At 30.9% G+C, this 20,760-nt stretch carries 18 protein-coding genes; 5 read left to right on the forward strand and 13 right to left on the reverse strand.

All coding sequences use genetic code 11. The annotated features are described in order from the left end of the window. Positions 1-51: 51 nt before the first annotated feature. The 8 genes from rfbD to RSC72_RS00120 all read right to left on the reverse strand — a co-directional run bounded on the left by rfbD (position 52) and on the right by RSC72_RS00120 (position 7,889). Positions 52-906 carry a dTDP-4-dehydrorhamnose reductase gene (gene rfbD, locus RSC72_RS00085; protein ID WP_332543561.1) on the reverse strand — a complete coding sequence of 285 codons (855 nt, stop codon included), beginning with the start codon at positions 904-906 and terminating at the stop codon, positions 52-54. A gap of 56 nt (positions 907-962) precedes the next feature. Further along, a complete protein-coding gene (locus RSC72_RS00090) occupies positions 963-1,478 on the reverse strand; it encodes an OmpH family outer membrane protein (RefSeq protein ID WP_332543562.1) in 516 nt (171 codons plus the stop codon). Positions 1,479-1,511: 33 nt separating this feature from the next. Continuing rightward, entirely contained in the window at positions 1,512-2,102 is a 591-nt protein-coding gene (locus tag RSC72_RS00095) for an OmpH family outer membrane protein (protein ID WP_332543563.1), read from the reverse strand. Positions 2,103-2,159: 57 nt separating this feature from the next. Next, positions 2,160-4,682, reverse strand: a complete 2,523-nt coding sequence (bamA, locus tag RSC72_RS00100) for an outer membrane protein assembly factor BamA (RefSeq protein WP_332543564.1) — start codon at positions 4,680-4,682, stop codon at positions 2,160-2,162. A gap of 20 nt (positions 4,683-4,702) precedes the next feature. Continuing rightward, positions 4,703-5,446 (reverse strand): isoprenyl transferase, encoded by a 744-nt coding sequence (locus RSC72_RS00105; protein ID WP_332543610.1) that lies wholly within the window; start codon positions 5,444-5,446, stop codon positions 4,703-4,705. A 10-nt stretch (positions 5,447-5,456) separates the two neighbouring features. Continuing rightward, a complete protein-coding gene (gene porG, locus RSC72_RS00110; protein WP_332543565.1) occupies positions 5,457-6,230 on the reverse strand; it encodes a type IX secretion system protein PorG in 774 nt (257 codons plus the stop codon). A gap of 118 nt (positions 6,231-6,348) precedes the next feature. After that, positions 6,349-7,233 (reverse strand): NAD kinase, encoded by an 885-nt coding sequence (locus RSC72_RS00115; RefSeq protein ID WP_332543566.1) that lies wholly within the window; start codon positions 7,231-7,233, stop codon positions 6,349-6,351. Next, on the reverse strand, positions 7,233-7,889 hold the full coding sequence (locus RSC72_RS00120) for a CBS domain-containing protein (protein ID WP_332543567.1): 657 nt from the start codon (positions 7,887-7,889) through the stop codon (positions 7,233-7,235). Before RSC72_RS00120 ends, RSC72_RS00115 begins: the two co-directional genes overlap by 1 nt. 264 nt (positions 7,890-8,153) lie before the next feature. Here RSC72_RS00120 and RSC72_RS00125 point away from each other — a divergent pair, with 264 nt between their 5' ends. The 3 genes from RSC72_RS00125 to RSC72_RS00135 are packed head-to-tail and all read left to right on the forward strand — an operon-like array spanning position 8,154 to position 11,060. Beyond that, positions 8,154-9,071 carry a mevalonate kinase family protein gene (locus RSC72_RS00125; protein WP_332543568.1) on the forward strand — a complete coding sequence of 306 codons (918 nt, stop codon included), beginning with the start codon at positions 8,154-8,156 and terminating at the stop codon, positions 9,069-9,071. A gap of 26 nt (positions 9,072-9,097) precedes the next feature. After that, positions 9,098-10,021 (forward strand): geranylgeranylglycerol-phosphate geranylgeranyltransferase, encoded by a 924-nt coding sequence (locus RSC72_RS00130; protein ID WP_332543569.1) that lies wholly within the window; start codon positions 9,098-9,100, stop codon positions 10,019-10,021. 10 nt (positions 10,022-10,031) lie between these two features. Continuing rightward, positions 10,032-11,060 carry a pseudouridine synthase gene (locus RSC72_RS00135; protein ID WP_332543570.1) on the forward strand — a complete coding sequence of 343 codons (1,029 nt, stop codon included), beginning with the start codon at positions 10,032-10,034 and terminating at the stop codon, positions 11,058-11,060. Positions 11,061-11,121: 61 nt separating this feature from the next. On the opposite strand, the gene RSC72_RS00140 is transcribed toward RSC72_RS00135, so the two are convergent. From RSC72_RS00140 to rluF, 4 genes are all read right to left on the reverse strand, one after another. Continuing rightward, on the reverse strand, positions 11,122-11,844 hold the full coding sequence (locus RSC72_RS00140; protein ID WP_332566054.1) for a GLPGLI family protein: 723 nt from the start codon (positions 11,842-11,844) through the stop codon (positions 11,122-11,124). 71 nt (positions 11,845-11,915) lie between these two features. Continuing rightward, positions 11,916-14,360, reverse strand: a complete 2,445-nt coding sequence (locus RSC72_RS00145; protein ID WP_332543572.1) for an alpha/beta hydrolase family protein — start codon at positions 14,358-14,360, stop codon at positions 11,916-11,918. Between the two features lie 131 nt (positions 14,361-14,491). Continuing rightward, positions 14,492-16,426 carry a hypothetical protein gene (locus RSC72_RS00150; RefSeq protein ID WP_332543573.1) on the reverse strand — a complete coding sequence of 645 codons (1,935 nt, stop codon included), beginning with the start codon at positions 16,424-16,426 and terminating at the stop codon, positions 14,492-14,494. 107 nt (positions 16,427-16,533) lie between these two features. After that, positions 16,534-17,445, reverse strand: a complete 912-nt coding sequence (rluF, locus tag RSC72_RS00155) for a 23S rRNA pseudouridine(2604) synthase RluF (protein WP_332543574.1) — start codon at positions 17,443-17,445, stop codon at positions 16,534-16,536. A gap of 112 nt (positions 17,446-17,557) precedes the next feature. On the opposite strand from rluF, the gene RSC72_RS00160 reads away from it, so the two are divergent. Together RSC72_RS00160 and RSC72_RS00165 are read left to right on the forward strand one after the other, a co-directional pair. Beyond that, a complete protein-coding gene (locus RSC72_RS00160; protein WP_332543575.1) occupies positions 17,558-17,905 on the forward strand; it encodes an arsenate reductase family protein in 348 nt (115 codons plus the stop codon). A gap of 9 nt (positions 17,906-17,914) precedes the next feature. Continuing rightward, positions 17,915-20,053, forward strand: a complete 2,139-nt coding sequence (locus tag RSC72_RS00165; RefSeq protein ID WP_332543576.1) for a S9 family peptidase — start codon at positions 17,915-17,917, stop codon at positions 20,051-20,053. 41 nt (positions 20,054-20,094) lie between these two features. Here RSC72_RS00165 and RSC72_RS00170 read toward each other — a convergent pair whose 3' ends face one another. Next, positions 20,095-20,736, reverse strand: a complete 642-nt coding sequence (locus RSC72_RS00170; RefSeq protein ID WP_332566055.1) for a hypothetical protein — start codon at positions 20,734-20,736, stop codon at positions 20,095-20,097. Between the last annotated feature and the right edge of the window lie 24 nt (positions 20,737-20,760).

Raw genomic sequence — 20,760 nt, forward strand, 5'->3', positions numbered from 1 at the left:
AGAAAAGCTCGAGAAATTCTCGAGCTTTTTATTTGGTTTAAAATTTAGATTTTATACTAAATGTTTTAATTCTTGCTTTAAACTTTCTTCCCAATTCGGAACATCAACTTGATATATTTCTTTGATTTTTGTTTTATCTAATAAACTATATGCTGGTCGTTTTGCTTTTGTTGGATAAGCAGAAGAATCTACAGAATTAATCTCTATTGAAGAACCTGAAAATTCTTTAATTTTTTGTGCAAATTCAAACCAAGAGCATTCTCCTTCGTTAGAATAATTAAAAATTCCAAACGTTAGTTCATCCTTCGAAATAATATCTAAAATTGCTTTTGCCAAATCTAATGCATTTGTTGGCGAACCAATTTGATCAGATACCACAGACAACGAATCTTTCTCATTAAACAATCTAAGCATTGTTTTAACGAAGTTATTTGCAAATCTTGAGTATACCCAAGCTGTACGTAAAATAATTGTTTGGGAATTGTTATTTAAAGCAAACTCCTCTCCTTGCAATTTTGTTTCACCATAAACACCAATCGGATTTGTTTGATCTGTTTCCAAGCGAGGTTTAGCCTCTGTTCCATCAAAAACATAGTCTGTTGAAACATGTATAAAAGGAATATTTTTTTCTGCTGTAATTTTAGCTAAATATTCCACAGCTTTTGCATTCACTAAAAATGCTTTTTCTTGATCATCTTCTGCTTTATCAACTGCTGTGTAAGCTGCACAATTTACAACAAAATCAAAATTCTTATCTTCAAAATAAGTCTTTATCAATTCTAGATTTGTAATATCCAACTGATCTTGTGTTGCAAAAAAGCATTCAATTTCTTTATAATTTTTAGATTGTTCTAAAACAGATTGTCCTAGTTGTCCATTTGCTCCGGTGATTAATATTTTCTTCATAGATATAAAAAAAGCCACTAAAATAGTGGCTTAAAGATATTAATAAAAATGGATTATTATAATCCTAATTCTTTTTTAACGTCGTTAAATAAATCGTAACCTCCGTTTTTGTAAACTAATACACCTGCAGGTAAAACATATTTAATTCCTTTTTTAGCAGCAACAGAATTGATTGCTTCCATTACTCTTTTTTCGATAGGCTCCATTAAAGCTTTTTCTTTTGCAGCCATTTCTTCTTGTGCAGCTTTAGCGTAACTTTCGTATTTTTTTTGTAATTCTTGCTCTTTTTCTTGGTATTTATTAGCAGCAATTAACTTTTGTGCTTCTTCTTGAGATTTACCAGCTAAGTCTTTTTGAGCAGTTTCCATAAATGTTTTGTACTCTCCTTGTAATGCTGCAATCTTATCTTGGTGTTTTTTACCAAGTACTTCTAAATCAGCTTCAGCTTTTTTGTAAGCTGGCATTGCATCAATCACGGCTTGTGTATCAATATGAGCTAATTCTTGTGCGAAAGTTAAAACGCTACCAAAAACCATCATTGTAAATACAGCTATCAATCTAATTTGTTTCATTTTCTAGTTTGTTTATTAAATTATTTTCTTGTTTTATTTCTTATTCTTAGACGTTGACGTCCCTTTTGTATTGCTATTGCTATTCTTATTTGTATTATTTCGTTGTTCTTTTAACTCTGGTTTTAGAGTTTGTAAAACTTCACGACTAATATCAAATTTTGGATCTGTATAAATCATTATCAAATCGCTTCCTTTATCAAATACAAAACTATATCCTCTTTTATCTGCAACTTCTTTTGTTGCATTGTAAATCTGGTCTTGTAATGGCTTTACCATTGATCTTCGTAAATTTACTAAATCTCCAGTTGGCCCATAACGTTTGTCTTGTAAAGATTTTACAGCTTGAACCTCTTCCGCAAGCTTTTTTTCTTGCTCTTTTACTTGTTCGGCTGTTAACAAAATCTTTTCAGCTTCAAATTCGGCTTGTAATTTAGCTAAATTTTCTTGTTTTTGCTGAATTTCTTTTTGCCAAGACTCTGTTTGCGATTTTAATCTACTTTGCGATGATGTATATTCTGGTAAATTTTCTAAAATATACTGTGAATCGACGTAACAAAATTTTTGGGCAAATGTAAAACTTGCTAATCCAAGAAACAATGCTATAAAACTAATCCATTTTTTCATATTCTTATTGTGTTAATTCTAAAATTATGCCAAAACGTTTGGTAAATTATAAAACGATTAGAATTGTTGTCCGATAATAAAGTGAGTTTGCCAACCAGAACGTTCTGTTTGATTAAATCCTTTATCAAGTCCATATCCAAAATCAAATCCTAATAATCCGAATGCTGGCATAAAAATACGTACACCTGCACCAACCGAACGTTTTAACTCAAACGGTTTAAACTCGCTTGTATTGTTCCAAACATTACCACCTTCTGCAAAAGTTAACGCATAAATTTTAGCTGTTTGGCTCATTGTGATTGGGTAACGTAATTCTAACGTATATTTATTATAGATTGTTCCTCCACCTTCTGGTGTAAGATCTCCATTTTGTCCACCTGAATTTGACGAATCTTCGTAACCTCTTAATGAGATAATTTCGCGTCCATCCATACGGTTATTATTTAGTCCTGTTCCACCTAAATAAAAACGCTCAAAAGGGATTGTTCCTACTTTGCGATTATATGTTCCTAAAACTCCAAATTCTCCTCCAGCTTTTAAAACTAACTTCCCTGTTAATTCTTTATAAAAATATGCTTTTGCTTTGAATTTGTAATATTCTAACCATTTAAACTTCTCTACATCAGTGATATTTGAATAGTCTTTATTATTTATCGACGAATATGGAAAAGTCGTTGTAAAAGCTAAACTAATTTCTGATCCTGATTGTGGGAAAATTGGATCTGGACCTGCAGAATTACGTGTTAAACCAATTGTATAGTTTAAGTTGTTTGATGAACCATTTTCATATCTTAAATTACCTATTGACATTTCATAATTATTAAAATTATAACGTTGATAAGCAATAGAATGTGATAATCTGAAATAATCATCTGGCCAAGTTAATAACTTTGTTAAACCAACTGATCCTCCTATGATATCTAATGTAGATTTTACTCCACTTGTATATCTTTGTTCATATTGAGAATAATAAATAGATGTTGATAAAGCTGTTGGGCGTTTACCACCTATCCATGGTTCTGTAAAAGAGAAACTATAATTTTTATATCCATTACCTGCTTGTGCGCGTAAAGATAAAGACTGTCCGTCTCCCATTGGCACAGGCTTCCATGCTTTTTTATTGAATAAATTTTTGATAGAAAAGTTACCAAAAGTTAATCCCAATGTACCAATAAAAGTACCTGCTCCATATCCTCCTTGTAATTCTACTTGAGAAGATGATTTTGGTGCAACTTTCCATTCTACATCAACTGTATTGTTTTCTGAGTTTGGCTGAATATCTGGTACAATTTGCGTTGGCTCTAAGTAACCTAAACCAGCTAACTCCATCATTGTACGTCTAATGTCTGATTTAGAAAATAAATCGCCTGGTTTTGTACGTAACTCACGGTATAAGATATGATCGTGAGCTTCTGTATTACCATTAATGATTACTTTGTTTAAAGTTGCCTGTACTCCTTCATAAATTTTGATATCTAAATCAATTGTATCATTTTTTACACTTTTTTCGACAGGAATTGCTCTTGCAAACAAATAACCTCTATCCATATAAAGAGTAGAAATATCATCATCTTTTTCCGAACCAGAAACCTTTTTATTGATACCTACAGCATCATAACGATCACCTGTTTTATATGAAAAAATACGTTGTAATTGCTCTGAAGTAAATATTGAGTTACCAGAAAAAGTTACATTACCTAAGTAATATGGTTTTCCTTCATCTATTTTAACTTTTACGATAAGGTTTTTATCGTCTACTTTTTGAATTTCTTGTGAAACAATTTTCGCATCTCTAAAACCTACAGACTTGTATTCTTCTACTACTGTTTTTAAATCCTCTTGATACTTTTCAGGAATCATCTTAGATGACTTGAAAACATTTATAGATTTACGTTTTGTATTTTTAAAGCCTTTTTTACGTAAACGTGCCGCAGTTAAATTTGTATTTCCCTCAAAAACAATGTCTTTAATTTTTACACGTTCTCCTTTCGATACATTTAAAGTAAGATTCTCTTCCTCTTCTTTACCAGCTACTGGTTGACGTTCTACAGCAATTGTAGAGTTCGGAAAACCTTTACCTGTGTAATAATCTTTGATTTTATTACGCGTAGTATTGATTAAACTTTGTGTAATTTTTACACCTGGGTTTAATTTATTTTGTTTGATTAAATCTTCGCGTTGCGATTTTTTAACCCCATTAATTTTGATTTCACCTAAACTTGGAACAGATGTTACAGCTAATTCTAAAGTAACTTGGTCACCTTCTATTTTAGCTACATACAAATCAATATCCGAAAATAAATTTGATCTCCATAATTTTTTTACTGCATTGTTTACTTTTGTTCCTGGCAATTCTATTTCTTCGCCAATCGCAAAACCTGCATAACGGATAATTTGGTTTTTAGAGAATTTGGTATCTCCTGTTACAAGAACATCTTTTAGTTTAAATGTTTTTGCATTTGCATAATCTATAACAAAATTATCTTGTTGAGTTGAATCAATGTTTTTAGTAGAGTCGACTACTTGCGCGTGTGCCATATAAGCACCTAGCATGCACATTGTCCAAAAAATTTTCTTCATAATCCTCTGTTTCAGTTCGATTAGTTCGTTAATTGCTCGCTTATTTTACCAAATCTGCGTTCGCGGTTTTGATAATTTAAAATGGCTTTATAAAATTCTTCTTCATTAAAATCAGGCCAAAGAACTTCTGTAAAATATAATTCTGCATAGGCAATTTGCCATAACAAAAAATTACTGATACGTGTTTCTCCGCTCGTTCTAATCATTAGATCTACCATAGGTAAATCGTGAGTATATAGGTTTTTGTGAACTAATTCTTCATTAAAATCTTGATCAGTTATTTCACCTTCTTTATACTGATGTGCAATTGTTTTTATTGCACTTAATAATTCTTCTTTAGAACCATAACTTAATGCCAAGGTTAATACACATCCTGTATTATCTTTGGTTAATTCCATTGCTTCTGTTAAGTCTTTGTTGGCTTTACGAGGTAATTTTGACATATCGCCAATTACATTTAATCGAATACCATTTTTATGAAGTTCTTTTATTTCATTTTTGATAGCAGAACTCAATAAAGTCATTAAAACTGTAACTTCAAGCTTTGGACGATTCCAATTTTCTGTAGAAAAAGCATAAAGTGTAAGATATTGTATTCCTAATTTTCGGCAAGTTTCTATAGAAGAGCGTACTGCTCCTAAAGCGCTTTTGTGGCCAAAAGTTCTTTCTTTTCCATTCTTCTTTGCCCATCTCCCGTTACCATCCATAATGATGGCTACGTGATTAGGTAAATTATCCTTATCTATTTGGTTTTCTAAACTAATCTCCATTTTTTTAATCGCAATAACATGCAGGTCGACCAAAACTATATGTTAAGGTTAATCCTGATATAACATACCAATCTTTATTAGACATGTTTCCAAATTGTCTTTTATCAAATTCTGATTGAGGTAAAGTTCCATCTGCAATTGCATTGTTAAAATTGTCTGTAAACTTTCCTGTATTATAATCTAAATAATCTGAACCTGTATAACGTATACCTGTCTCAAATGATAAAATCCAACTATAATTAAATCTAAATTTATACCCAACCCCAAAAGGAATCGATAAATTTGTATTGTATTTTGTTTTTTCTATAATCTGACTTTCTGTCTCATTATAATCGTATTCTTTTCCTTTTGATGAAAAAGCGCCTACTCCAAAAAATAAATAAGGAGATTGTGCAGATTCTTGATCATCATTGATACTAAAGAAATTATACTCGAACATTAAAGATCCTTCTACAATAGTATTTCTGAAATTTTTATTTCTATCTATTTTATATTGCTCTTTTGAACGGTGATCGCTAGCGCCTACTTTAGAATAAGATATATTCGCTCTAAACCCCATATATGGATTTATATTAAAACGATATAAACCTCCTATAGAAATCGGCAAAAAAATCTTCCCAGTTGGTTCTGTTTTTGTTGGAAACGGATTGATATAACTAGCCTTACCTATATCTCCAATCACATTTGCTCCACCTGCAAAAACTCCGAGTTCGTGTCTTTGCGCAAAAATCATTTGCGAAGTACACAGTATAAAAACGAACAAAAATAATCTTCTCATGTATTCTGTTATTTTTTCGGCTTTTGCTATTAGATATCTATTAAATTCGAACAAATATAAACAAAAGTCAATTCAACGTAACTGATTTAACAAAAATTAAGAAGTTTTATTGTAAATTTTAATTTCTTTTATCAGATCCCCAAAGCATTTTTTCCCTCAAAGTTGTGAAATAAGTCGCGTCAACAGCCTCAACAATTAATATTTTGAAGTCAGCTTTTGTTATTGTCAACTCTACGTCAGTTGTTAAAGGAAAGTTACGAGAATCTAATGATAAGAAATACTCGTTGGCACGGCTTCGTATTTTTAAGTCAATTTTCGCATCTTCTGACACAACTAATGGACGTACATTTAGATTATGTGGCGCAACTGGTGTAATTACAAAATTTTGATTGGATGGATGTACAATTGGTCCGCCGCAACTTAATGAATAACCTGTAGATCCTGTTGGTGTTGAAATAATCAACCCATCTGACCAAAAAGAATTAAGAAATTCGTTATCCAAATATGTATCAACAGTAATCATACTTGTTGTTTCACGGCGTACAACTGTTACTTCATTAATGGCAAAATTATTCTCTATTTCTACTCCATCACTACGTTTTACAGTTAACAAAGTACGTGGAATAATAGTAAAATCATCACTAAAAAAACTATCCATTTGCTCCAACAATACACTCTTATTAATTGTTGCAAGAAAACCTAAACGTCCGGTATTTACACCGATAATAGGAATCATCGAGTCCTGAATAAATGTTGTTGCAGAAAGTATTGTTCCATCTCCACCGAAACTGAACATAAATTTTACTGATTTGTCTAAATCTTCGTAAGATGAGTATGTTTCGATATGATCTAACTTAATGTCAGTCGAATCTTTTAAAATTTCTAAAAAATTCTTTTCTACACAATAAGAAATCTCTTTTTGAGCTAAATAATTAAGAAAAGGTGTGATAATATCAACTAAAGACGTACTTGTTTTTTGTCCAAAAAGTGCAACTTTTATCATTAGGTATTCATATATTTTAATAATTGTGCATAACGACTTTGTAGTAGTTCTTGTTTTTCGTCGTTATAAAATTTCTGAATCACTTGGTATCCATAGCGTTCAAATGTTTCGCCAATCGTCAATAAATTTGACGAACTAAATTTCAACAAAACATACGCGCTATCTTCTTTATAACCAACAATTAATATTCCTAATATTTTACCATTATTCGCTTCTATAATATTAGAAATTGCAGTTATCGATAAATCTTTTTCTGCAATAGAAACCAACATAGAAACACCTTCTGCAGATACAAAAGGAAAATTTGCAAATGTATTTATAATATCATTTTCTGTTATCGAACCTATGTATTTAGAATGCTCGTTGATAATTGGAAGTATATTCGCTTGATTCGTGTACATCATCTGAATAGCATCTAAAAGGGTACTAGAATCGGTAAGAAAAAAATTCTCTAAATAAGACGTATAATCAACAGTCTTATTTTCAAAAGATAACTCTATCAAATCTTCTTCAGAAATATTTCCTATAAAATCTAAACCTTTAAACATAGGCAAATGCGTCAGTTTATTCTCTTGCACAACTTCTAAAAGCTGATTGGGAGAATAACCAAACTTCCCAGGTTTTATCTCATTCGAAATATATTCAGTAATATACATGTCGCAAATTTATATATTTTAATGTACTCTTTCCTATTTTTTAATCTTGATTTAAGATTTATTTTAACAATTAAACGATTTTAACTCGCTTCATTTCAAAAGAATTGGCAAATAATATTCCAAAATAGTGGTTTAACAGAAAAAATAATTACTCATGTAAACTACAACAAATTTGATTTACAATTTATTAAAGTAATTCTCTTCAATAATTTTTATAAAGAATGGCTTAAATTTTGTAGATTTGTACAACCAATTTATCATTGAATGAAAAACCCATTATTTTATGCTAAAATCTTACTTTTTGGCGAATATGGAATTATTGAAAACTCGAAAGGCTTAACAATTCCGTATAATTTTTATCAAGGTGCATTAAAGTTTGAACCGTCTGAAATTGCGGAACAATCAAATGCTCACCTAAAAAATTATGCTAAATTTCTTGAAGAGAATTTTGCTGATACATTTGATACAAAATCTTTTTCAGAAGATGTTGCAAATGGTATGTATTTCGATTCTAATATTCCACAAGGATATGGCGTAGGGAGCTCTGGTGCTTTGGTTGCCGCTATTTATGATAAATATGCATTCAATAAAATTGATATCAATCAACATCTTAATAAAGAAAAAATAAGTGAACTAAAAGTCTTATTTGGACAATTAGAATCTTATTTTCACGGAAAAAGCTCGGGAATTGACCCTTTAATTTGTTATATGAATATTCCACTTCTGATCCAATCAAAAGATGATATTTCGACAATTGGTTTACCTGAAGCAGATACAAACGGAAAAGGTGCTGTTTTCTTAATAAATTCTGGAACTCCTGGAGAAACTGCTCCGATGATTCATATTTTCTTCGAGAAAATGAAAAAAGAAGGTTTCCGTAAAACATTGAAAGAAGAATTTATCAAATACAACAATGCGTGTATCGAGAATTTTGTAAAAGGTGAATACAATCCATTTTTTGCAAATCTTCAGAAATTATCAGCTTGGGGCTATGAGCATTTCAGACCAATGATTCCACAAAAATTGGTTAACGCTTGGAAAACGGGAATTGATACAGATACATATTATCTTAAACTTTGTGGTTCTGGCGGAGGCGGTTATGTACTTGGTTTTACTCAAGATTATGACAAAGCAAAAAGTTACTTAAAAGACTTTCAGACCGAAGTAATTTACAAATTCTAAAACAATTTATTTTAATAATATAAACGATGAACGCACAGAAAATAATCCTAAAAATTATTGCATTATTTTCTGTTGTTCGTGGTTATAATTTGGTTGTGCTTATTTTGGCGCAATATCTTGCTGCACTTTTTATTTTTGCGCCCGAAGTTAGCCATCGTCAATTGTTGACAAATCCACGATTAGACGGAATTATTTTATGTTCGATACTTTGTGTGGCGGCTGGTTATATTATCAATAATTTTTATGATTTAGAAAAAGACGAACTCAAGCGTCCTTTACAAGTTTATCTTCAAAAACAGGTTTCGCAAGGATTTAAGTTAACTGTTTATATACTATTAAATGCTTCTGCATTGATTATCGCAGGATTAATTTCGCTAAAAGTTTTTATTTTTTTCCTTGTTTATCAATTTTTAGTTTGGTTTTATAGCCACAAAATCAATCGATTTGCATTGATAAAAAACTTTTATTTAGTTATCATTCGCGTCATGCCATTTTTCGCATTATTGGTTTATTTTGACAATTTCACATTCAATCTGGCTTTACATGCTGTTTTTGTAACTATTTTATTTTTGATTACAGATATTGTGAAAGATTTAACGTCACAAAAAGCAGATTTAATTTACGGTTACGATTCTATTCCAATCAAATATGGTATTGATTTTACAAAAGTACTTATCGCAGGTTTACTATTAATTGATATTATCATCGGTTTTATCATCATTTACAAGAATGATGTTGGTGCGATGAAATACTTTTTTATTGGAGCAGATTTTTGTTTTATCATCATTTTTCTAATGATTTGGAAGTTAAAAACTTCTCAAGAATATAAGATTTTACATTATTTTTTTAAGGGAATGATTGTCGCAGGTGTATTTAGTATCGTGTTAATCGAAATAAATCCCTTAACTTTGCAAACTATTGCGCAAAATTTTAATCAGCGCATAAAATAATCAAATTCAAATGAATAACAGACGAAATCAATCCAACGACAGAAATTCCCAAGGCGGGAACAATCGTGGTAAAGGAGGAAGCAATTCATCTTCTTCATCATCAAGAGCAGGCGGAGGGAAAGGAAAACCGTCATTTGGAGGTAGTAAACCAAGTTTTGGTGCGAAAAAAACTGAAGGTGGAAAACCATCTTTCGGCGGAAGCAAACCAAGTTTTGGAGGAGCTAAACCTTCTGAAGATGGTAAAAAAAGTTTTGGACCAAAAAAACCGTTTAACAAATTTGGAGAAAAACCATTTGTTAAAAGACTGAAAAAAGCACCAGTTGACGACGGGACTATTCGTTTAAATAAATATGTAGCGAATGCAGGGATTGCATCCAGAAGAGAGGCCGACGAGTTGATCAAAACTGGAATTGTTACAGTGAATGGTCAAGTTATTTCGGAAATGGGTTACAAAGTACAACCTGATGATGAAGTGCGTTTCGATGGGAAAAAAATCTCTTCGCAAAAAAATGTTTATTTCTTATTGAATAAACCAAAAGGATTTATTACAACTTCTAAAGACGAAAAAGATCGTCAAACTGTAATGGATTTAGTAAAAACAGCAACAACTGCGCGTATTTTTCCAGTTGGTCGCTTAGATAGACAAACAACAGGTGTTTTATTGTTTACGAATGATGGATACTTAACTAAAAAGTTAACGCATCCAAGTCATGATATGAAAAAAATCTACCACGTTACCTTAGACAAAAAATTAACAGCTAATGATATGGCTGATATTAAGAAAGGTGTTCGTTTAATTCCTGAAGGAATTGCTATTGTAGATGATATTTCTTTTATCGAAGGACGTCCAAAAACTGAAATAGGTATTGAATTACATATTGGTTGGAACCGTGTTGTTCGTCGTATTTTCGAAACAAAAGGTTATTCTGTAGAGGCTTTAGATAGAGTTTCTTTTGCTGGTTTAACTAAAAAATCTTTAGGTCGTGGAGAATACCGCGCTTTAACAGAGCTTGAAGTTAACTTCTTGAAGATGTTATAATACCTCATCAAAAATAATAATAAAAACCACTTCGTAAGAAGTGGTTTTTTTAGTTTTAATCCTATCCTTTATCAACTTTGTTGCTATAAGCTTCCATCATTTTTCTATTCGCTTCTTTTACGAAATCGTCTTTTTCTTTTTGTGTCATCTTTTCTCCTTTTGAAGGAATTTTTATCGTTTCGGTTTTTGACGCTTCTTTTATATTGATTGCTCTAAAAGTTGTTTCATAACTTTCATCTTTTAAGTTTGTTACAGCTTTCAATTCTAAAATTAAACCAGGTAAACCATTGAAAAAGATCGGTCCTCCTTTTGGTTGTAACGTAGATGCGAACCAAGCTTCTATCTTAGAATCTTTATATTCTGTAGTTGCTTTTTTTACTTTAATTCCTAAAATTTCTTTTGAATCTCTACTAATTTTCCAAGTATATTGTGGTAAATTATCTACAATCAAAATATTTTTATTTGCATAATTTCCTTCTATTTTATATTGTGCAGATTTATAATCAATGTAAATATTATCATCAATTGTGCTCATTGATGTTGAAGATTTATTTTGACTATTATCAATACGCTCAATTTCTTTAAAAAAGGATTGTTTCTCATCAAAAAGCAATTGATAATACTTTGGTGTTGAATTATTTTTATCTAATTCTGCTTTATAAACTGGATCTTTCTCATCAAAAAAGATTTTATCATATGTTTCGTATTCAACTTTCCATAAGCTTTGCGCAAATAAAACTTGTGAAAAAGTAATCATAATTAAGAATAAAACTTTGATTTTCATTGTATATAAGTTATAATTAAATATAACAAAAAAAGCGATTCAAAACTGAATCGCTTTTAGCTTATTGAAATTTACTTCTTTTCAGAATCTTTTCCTTTATTTTTTACATATTTCTCTAACCATTGATCTTGCTCCCACAATGTGTGCAAAATAGATTCTTTGGCAGCGTAACCATGCGATTCTTGTGGTAAAAGAACTAATCGAGTGATTGCTCCTAAACCTTTCAAAGCGTTAAAATAACGCTCAGATTGCATAGGAAAAGTTCCTGTATTGTTATCCGCTTCTCCGTGAATTAGCAACAAAGGTGTTTTCATTTTATTCGCATTTTGGAAAGGTGCCATTGTGTTGTAAACATCTGGTGCTTCCCAATAATTACGTTGTTCTGACTGAAATCCGAACGGCGTTAATGTACGATTATATGCTCCTGAACGTGCAATACCAGCTGCAAAAAGATTAGAGTGCGTTAATAAATTCGCCGTCATGAAAGCTCCATAAGAATGTCCACCAACCGCAACGCGTGTTCTGTCAATATAACCCAATTTGTCTACTGCATCTATTGCTGCTTTTGCATTCGCAACCAATTGAGGCACGTATGTATCATTTGGTTCTTGTTTTCCTTCTCCGATAATTGGAAAAGCTGCGTCATCCATAATAGCATAACCTTTCAGCGCCCAAAAAATTGGACCTCCGTAAGATGGCGAAACAAATTGATTTTCAGAAGTTGTTACCTGTCCTGCAGTTGCTGCGTCTTTAAACTCGCGCGGATAAGCCCACATTAGCATTGGTAATTTTTCTTTTTTCGATTTGTTATAATTTGGTGGTAAATATAATGTTGCAGATAATTCTACACCATCTTCACGTTTATATTTGATTAATTCTTTCGAAACTGAATTCATTGCTTCAAAAGGATTTTTATTGAAAGTTACTTGCTTTGGCTTCCCTCCTTTCTGAAAAATATTACGAACATATAAATTCGGATATTCTGTTTTTGATTGAATTCGTTCTAAAATAATTCCTTTCTTCGGATCAATCACATTCATGATTTGCTCATACTTATCCGATTTTTGAGCTCTCCATAAACGAGAAGTTTTTAATGTTTTCAAATCTAATTCGTCCACAAAAGGTAAAATTCCTTCTGCAGAAGCTCCTTGTCCTTGTAACATCACTTTATCTTTGTTTATTGCTAAAACTGGCCATCCAAACTCATTTGTATCTGTTACAAATTGTCCTGGATCTCCGTAAGCATCTTGCTCATTACGACTAAAGAAACGTTGCGCTTCTTGATTTGGATTAGATGGATTGAATAAATAAAAACTTGTATTACGTGTATTGTACCAATCGTCTACAGCAATTGCTACATTATTATTTCCCCAATAAATTCCTCCAAAACGATCTTTTACTTTTACCAATTCTTGCTTTTGTCCACTAAATGGAGCTTGTAATTGATAAAGTGCATCACGATATTCTGCTGGTTTATTTGCATCTCCTCCGTCAAGAGCTTCTACCCAATATAAAGTTGCTGCTGCGTCCCAACGCCACGCTAAATTACGTTTTCCTGTAACAGTTGATGAAAAACCTTTTGGAACAACTTCTTGTAATTCTTTCTTATTGATATTTTGAACCAATTTTCCTCCATTATCATAAATATCCGCTGAAGCAGGGAAACTTCCGTATGTTACAATGTAAGAAAATGGTGTTTTAATTTGATTAACCAATACGAACTTTCCGTCTGGCGAATTCGAAATACTTGTGTACATAGAAGCTGGTAACCATTTGGTTTTTGCTCCTGTTGCTGCATCAATTTTATATAATTCTGAACGTACTAATTGCTCAAAATTGAATTCATCATTTTTATTCTTTAATAAATCTTGGTACGTTCTATTTTGTGCTTCTTTACCATCACTCACAGAAACTACTGGTCCTGTAGGCAAAGCTTTTTCTGTATTGATTAAAGGTTTTCTATCTGATGGAAGAACTTTCACAATCAATGTTTTGTTATCTGACATCCAACTAAATGGGCGTCCAAGATTTGCATTTAATTGATCTTCATAAACTTTTGTAGCTTTCAACGTTTTCACATCAACTATCCACAATTCTACTCCTTTTTCTGTTGTATTTGTTAAGGCAAATTTAGAATCGTCATTGTTCCAAGATTGATTAGAAAAACGTCCTTCTGTAGGTAAACCTGCAATTGTTTTTTCTTGTCCTGTTTTTAAATCTAAATAGGTGATTTTTTCATTAAAAACCTCTCTAGAATTGATGTTTGTAACTGGATTAATACGTAATCCTGCCAAACGTAATTCTTTCTCTGATAATTCTGCAATAGATTTGTAACGAGATTTATACGATAAAAAAGCATTTTCTCCTTTACCATCAACCGATGTTCCTGGAGGAAGTGGAGCTATCGCTAAGTCTAAAATTTCTTTTGTAGGTTGTTGATACGTTAAACTCTCTTGTGCTTTAATCGAACTGAATGATAAAGACAAAAAAAGTAATGATAATACAATTTTCTTCATGTGATTTTATGATTTCAATTTGATAAAGATATTGATTCTTGAATAGATTAAAATGATAAAAATCTCATTTGTAAAAAATGAAAATAAAAAAGACGAATCTTAGATTCGTCTTTTTATATTCTTGGATAATTTTATTTGTAAATTTTTAAATCCTTGTCAGATGCATAATAAATATTGTCTGTTACAGCATCTATTTCATAAATTGGTTTGTTTGAATCTAAATTAATTTTAGCAACCTCAACTCCATCTTTTTTACGAATTTTTACTAACTCCGGTCCAGTTTCTCCTTTAGAAAGAATGAACGCATAATTATTACTTTGTTTCAGACCATTAAAACGTTTATTAACAACTGATAATAAATTTTTATTAATAATATCAGAATAACCATCTAAATTATCTGCCTTATTTAGCATTCTATTTTTAGCCTCTTCTGAAACAAGATTACTTCTTTTCTCATTTCCGTCTTTGTCTTTGTAAACAACTTCTGCTGTCGCAATACTTTTGTTTATTCCACTTTTTAATCCAAGATAAGAAGTTCCTATTATACCTCCTGTTTTCAATAACCTTCTCGCTGTTTCTCCTGGTTCTTTATATGATTTTTGGTAAATAGTATTTCCTTCATTATCTAATCCAATGACGTCATTTTGTCCTACTATAACAACTCCCCAATCATAAGATTCTAAACTTTGGATTGTTTTATCATTCTCTACATCAATTTTTCCTTTTGGTTTAGGACTATCTTCGTTATTTGCATTGAATGTATAAATACGTTTGTTATTATAAACTAAAAATTTATCGTCTTTTGCATCGTAAACTAATGGACGTTTTTTATCAAACTCTATGTTCTTTTTCCAGATTTTTTTCCCAGAAGTATAATCAACCATATTACCATAAGTATCCGTTAAATAAAATACTCTGTTATTTGCTACAGATCCTAAATAGTGTACTTTATCTTCTGAATCATCTGCAATTTCTACAAATTTCTTCCATTTATTTTGACCGTCTTTATCAATCAAATTCATTTCGTTATCTGCAATATATAGATAATCTTTATCTACAGAAATTACTTGTTTGATGTCTTTTCCTTTGGCATCTTTTTTCCATAATTTATTTCCTGTAGCGTAATCGTAAAAGTTAAATCCTGATTGATGAGCAATCAAAATTTTATCTTCATGATCTTCCAAATATGAAATGTATTTTGTTGAGATATCATCTTTCCATAATTTATTCCCCGTTGAAGCGTCTAAAATATTAAGTTTTTGTTTTGAAGATAGAATTCCTCCCGAATTTAGAACAGTAATGATTTTATCTCCATTTCCACTTGTGTAGAAGTTATTAATCGGATAATCTGTTTTCCATTTAATCTCTCCATTATCAGCATTCAACGAAAAAAGTAAATTTTTGATACCAGCATAGATCGTTCCATTGCTTAGAAGAACTTTGTTTTCTGCTAAACTAACATCATTTTTTAATAAGCTTCCAAGGAAATTACCAAACTCTTTTGCAAGACTGTCTACATTACCTACTGTGCTTACCCAATTATTCTTTTTAGAAGATAAATCGTAATTAATAAAATCAATGTTTTTATCTTTTTGTCCTAAAATTAAAAACTGCTTTTTAGAAGGAATATATGACGTAGTATAAATGACATAACCAGCCTCTGCTGCATTAAATACAACATCTCCATTGGTTCCATTTACGATAATACTATTGTTATCAAATTTAACTTGAATGAAAGGTGAATTCGGAATAAATTCTAAATCAGTATTAGATGAAAAAGCTTTAGAAAACTCATTATTTTGTAAAGACTCGTATGTTTTTGCAACTTTACTAAGAGTTGTTGCATTGTTTACTTTATTTACATCTAAAGTCCAATCTATTTTATTAGATTCTGGATTTATACTAGAAATTCCATCTTTTGTTTTTACCAAAACATTACCTGTTAAGGGTTCTACTTTTACATCTTGAATAGAATTTTTGAAAGAAACTACGTCCTGTGCAGACACAGCTGTGTAAGAAAAGCATATAAGAGATGCTAATCCTATTGTGTAAAAAGGGCTTTTCATTTTAATTGTTTAGGTTTAAAATTATTGCGCTAAGATATTATTTTATTTTAGACTTTAATCAAAAACTATTTTATTAAAATTATTTTAACCCTCTCATTATTCATAACTTATCTTCCTTTACCGCCTTTTGTTTTGTTCGGATTACTTTTTCCAACTCTTGCTTTAGAACTACTTGATTTTGATTTAGGTTTTGATTTTTTAATCGTTTTTCCTTTAGCATCTTTAAAATCTGGTGAAATCTGAATAGCTTTCTTACTCGAGGACTTCTTTGATTTAGCTGCTTGTTTCTTCTCTTCGTTTTGTTCTGAGTCTTTTGTCAAACGATTCAATTCTGCTAACTCTTCTTGTGTTAAATCACGGTGTTGCCCAACTCCAACATTCAATGTCAAGTTCATAATACGAACACGTTCTAGTTTTTTTACAGAATAGCCAAAATATTCGCACATACGACGAATTTGTCTATTAAGACCTTGTATCAAGGTAAGTTTAAAAACATTTGTACTAATTTTTTCTATCTTACATTTTCTTGTCACAACATTAAGAATAGGCACTCCATTTGCCATTCTTGTACAAAATTCGTCGGTAATTGGTTTATCAACCGTTACTATATATTCTTTCTCATGATTATTACCAGCACGCAAAATTTTGTTCACGATATCACCATCACTTGTTAGTAAAATCAAACCTTGAGAATCTTTATCTAATCGTCCAATAGGAAAAATACGTTCACCAAAAGAAAGAAAATCAATAATATTATCCGGATCTGCAGAATCTGTAGTACATGTTACTCCAACCGGTTTATTTAGCATAATATATGCTGCATTTTCTTTTGCTTTTGGCTCAATCAAAATTCCATTTACAGTAACAACATCGTTAGGTTGCACTTGTCTTCCGACCTTTGCTACTCTACCGTTTATCATTACAACGCGCTTTTCTATATATTGATCTGCTTCTCTTCTCGAACAAAAGCCACTTTCACTAATGTATTTATTTAATCGTATAAAATTAGATTCCTCCATATAATGCAAAGATAGTTTTTTATCGAGTTGAAATATCTATTCACAATCTACTTTATCATTCGGAAAACGATGAAACTTATTTATATTTACAAAACCTTACAAATTAATGATAATGAAAGAAGTATTTTTTTTGAAAACATGCGATACATGTAAACGAATTTTAAAAGAATTTGATTTTACTGATTTCAATTTGCACGAAATAAAATCGACTGCAATTACAGAAGATGAATTAATTGAAATGAAAAATTTAGCTGGGAGCTACGAAGCTTTATTTTCTCGACGTGCGCAGAATTATAAAAAATTAGGATTGAAAGATGTTGAACTTTCTGAAGATGACATCAAAAATTATATTTTATCTGATTATACTTTTCTGAAAAGACCAGTTGTAATTGACGGTGATAAAATATTTGTTGGTAACGAAAAGAAAAACTTAGAAGCCCTTGGGCAACATTTGAAATAGAAATCACACATGAAAAAAACAATTTTATTCAGTACACTTTTACTGAGCGCCTCTTTATTGGCTCAGAAAAAGAACATCACAATGGAGGATGCTGTACTTGGATTATCGACGAATTTACGCATCGAGAATCTGAGTCAAGTACAATGGATTCCAAATCAGAACGCATTTACGCAAAATGTAAAAACGTCTTATGGAGAAGCTTTAATCAAGAAAGAAGTTCCTTCTCTTAAAACTGATACAATTTTACGAAGTACTCAATTTGAAAACAAAAGAATTCCTTCTCTTACTTGGATTAATGATAAACAAGCTTATTTTTCTACAAAAACTGGCTACAAAACGATTTCAACTGCTGGACAACAAGCAGATTGGATGACATTACCAAAAAAAGCAGAAAATGTAGAATTTGACGCAACGAATAATCAAGTTGGATATGTAATTGATAACAATTTATTTTTTGTTGATAAAACAGGAAAAACACATCAAATTACAAAAGATGGAAAATATGAAATTGTAAATGGAAAATCGGTTCATCAAAATGAATTCGGAATTCACAAAGGAATTTTTATTTCGCCAAAAGGTAATTTAGTAGCGTTTTATAGAATGGATCAAACTGTTGTAACAGATTATCCAATTATCGATTGGTCTGTACAACCTGCGGTGAACAAAAACATCAAATATCCATTTGCTGGAACTAAAAATCACACCGTTACTTTAGGAGTTTATAATCCATCAACTCAAAAAACGACATTCTTAGAAACGCATCCAGAAGTTGATCATTATTTAACTTCGGTTACGTGGTCACCAGATGAAAAACATATTTATATCGCTTTACTTTCTCGTAATCAAAAACATTTAGAATTGAATCAATATGATGCAGTTTCGGGTAAATTGATCAAAACGTTGTTCAAAGAAGATGATGCAAAATATGTAGAACCTCAAAACGAATTACATTTTATTCCAGGAAAAACAAACGAGTTTGTTTGGTGGTCGCAACGTGATGGTTTTATGCATTTGTACCGTTTTAATACAGATGGAAAATTGTTAAACCAAATCACAAAAGGAGATTGGATTGTAACAGATCTTGTTGGTGAAAATGTAAAAAAGAAAGAATTTTTGGTAATGACAACAAAAGATTCTCCAAAAGATCGTCATTTATATGCGGTAAATTGGGAGAATGGAAAATTACGCAAAATAACTTCTGATGTGGGAACGCACAATGTTTCGGTTTCATCAAACGGAGAATATGCAATTGATAATTGGAGTAATGATAACACGCCTCGTAAAATTGATGTGTTAGATGCAAACGGAAAATTCAAACAAAATATCTTAACAGCAAATAATCCATTAGCAAATTACAACACAGCAAAAGTAGAAAATGTTACGCTAAAAGCTGATGATGGAACAGATTTGTATGGGAAATTAATTTATCCTACAAACTTCGATCAATCGAAAAAATATCCAGTTATCGTTTATTTATACAATGGTCCTCATGCGCAATTAATCACAAATCGTTTTCCTGCTTCAGGAAATCTTTGGTACGATCATTTAGCAGAAAAAGGTTATGTTGTCTTTACAATGGACGGACGCGGATCGGCGAATAGAGGTCTTAAATTTGAGCAAGCAATTCATGGAAATGTAGCGACTACAGAAATGAATGACCAAATGAAAGGTGTTGATTTCTTAAAAACTTTGCCTTTTGTAGACGCAGAGCGTATGGGAATTCACGGTTGGTCTTATGGTGGATTTATGACAACATCTTTTATGTTGCGTAAGCCAGATGTTTTTAAAGTTGGAGTTGCTGGAGGTCCAGTTTTAGATTGGAAACAATACGAAGCAATGTATACAGAGCGTTACATGGAATCGCCACAAGATAATCCTGAAGGTTTCAAAAACACAAATTTAATTAACCGTACAAAAGATTTGAAAGGTAAATTATTAATGATTCACGGAGCGCAAGATAATGTGGTAGTTTGGCAACATTCTATAGATTTTATTCGCGAAGCTGTGAAAAATGGCGTGCAAATGGATTACTTTGTTTATCCTGGACATGAGCACAATGTTCGTGGAAAAGACCGTGTACATTTGATGCAAAAAATTACAGATTACTTCGATTTATATCTTAAACCAGAAGCTACATCTCAAAAATAATATTCAATAAAAAACCACTTCTTATGAAGTGGTTTTTTGTATTAATCACCTGAAATTCTGTACCAATTTTTTTCAAGTTTCTTATTTTGAGTAGGATCTTCTTTTATTTTTTTTTCAAACTCTGATGAAACATCTTCTGATTCTGTAAATACAATTCTTGCAGCAGGTGAAATAAAAATAGGTCTTGTGATAAAAAATTCTACTGTATAAAAATTTTTATTATCTTTTTCTATAACTATCTCATTACCAGAATTTGAAACAATAGGGTATTTATAAGGCAATCTATATAGCGAGTTATTTTGGTATACATTTGTCTTTATTTTCCCTAACTTAATATCTTCAATAATTTTAACTCTTTTATCATATAGTAATATCCAATCAAATCGTTCAATTAAATTTTGTGGTATATAATTAAACTTAAAAATTGTCAAAAATAAAATCGTTAATACAAACAAGAATTTAAAAATTCTTTTCTTAAAGTCTAATCGTTTTCTACTCTGAAAAAGTTTTACACCATTTCTAATTAATAAAATAAAAAAGAGAATGGCTACAAAAAATAAAATAATGAAAGATGCTAAATCCCAAATCTCATAAAAAATCAATAATTCTAATAATACCCAAGTTAAAAGTATCAAAAAATATATGAAATAATTATTCGGATATAAAACGCTATTTTCATTCATTTTTCAATGTATTAAAATTTAAAT

The organism is Algoriella sp. (assembly GCF_036647415.1).
Classification (GTDB): Bacteria; Bacteroidota; Bacteroidia; order Flavobacteriales; family Weeksellaceae; genus Empedobacter.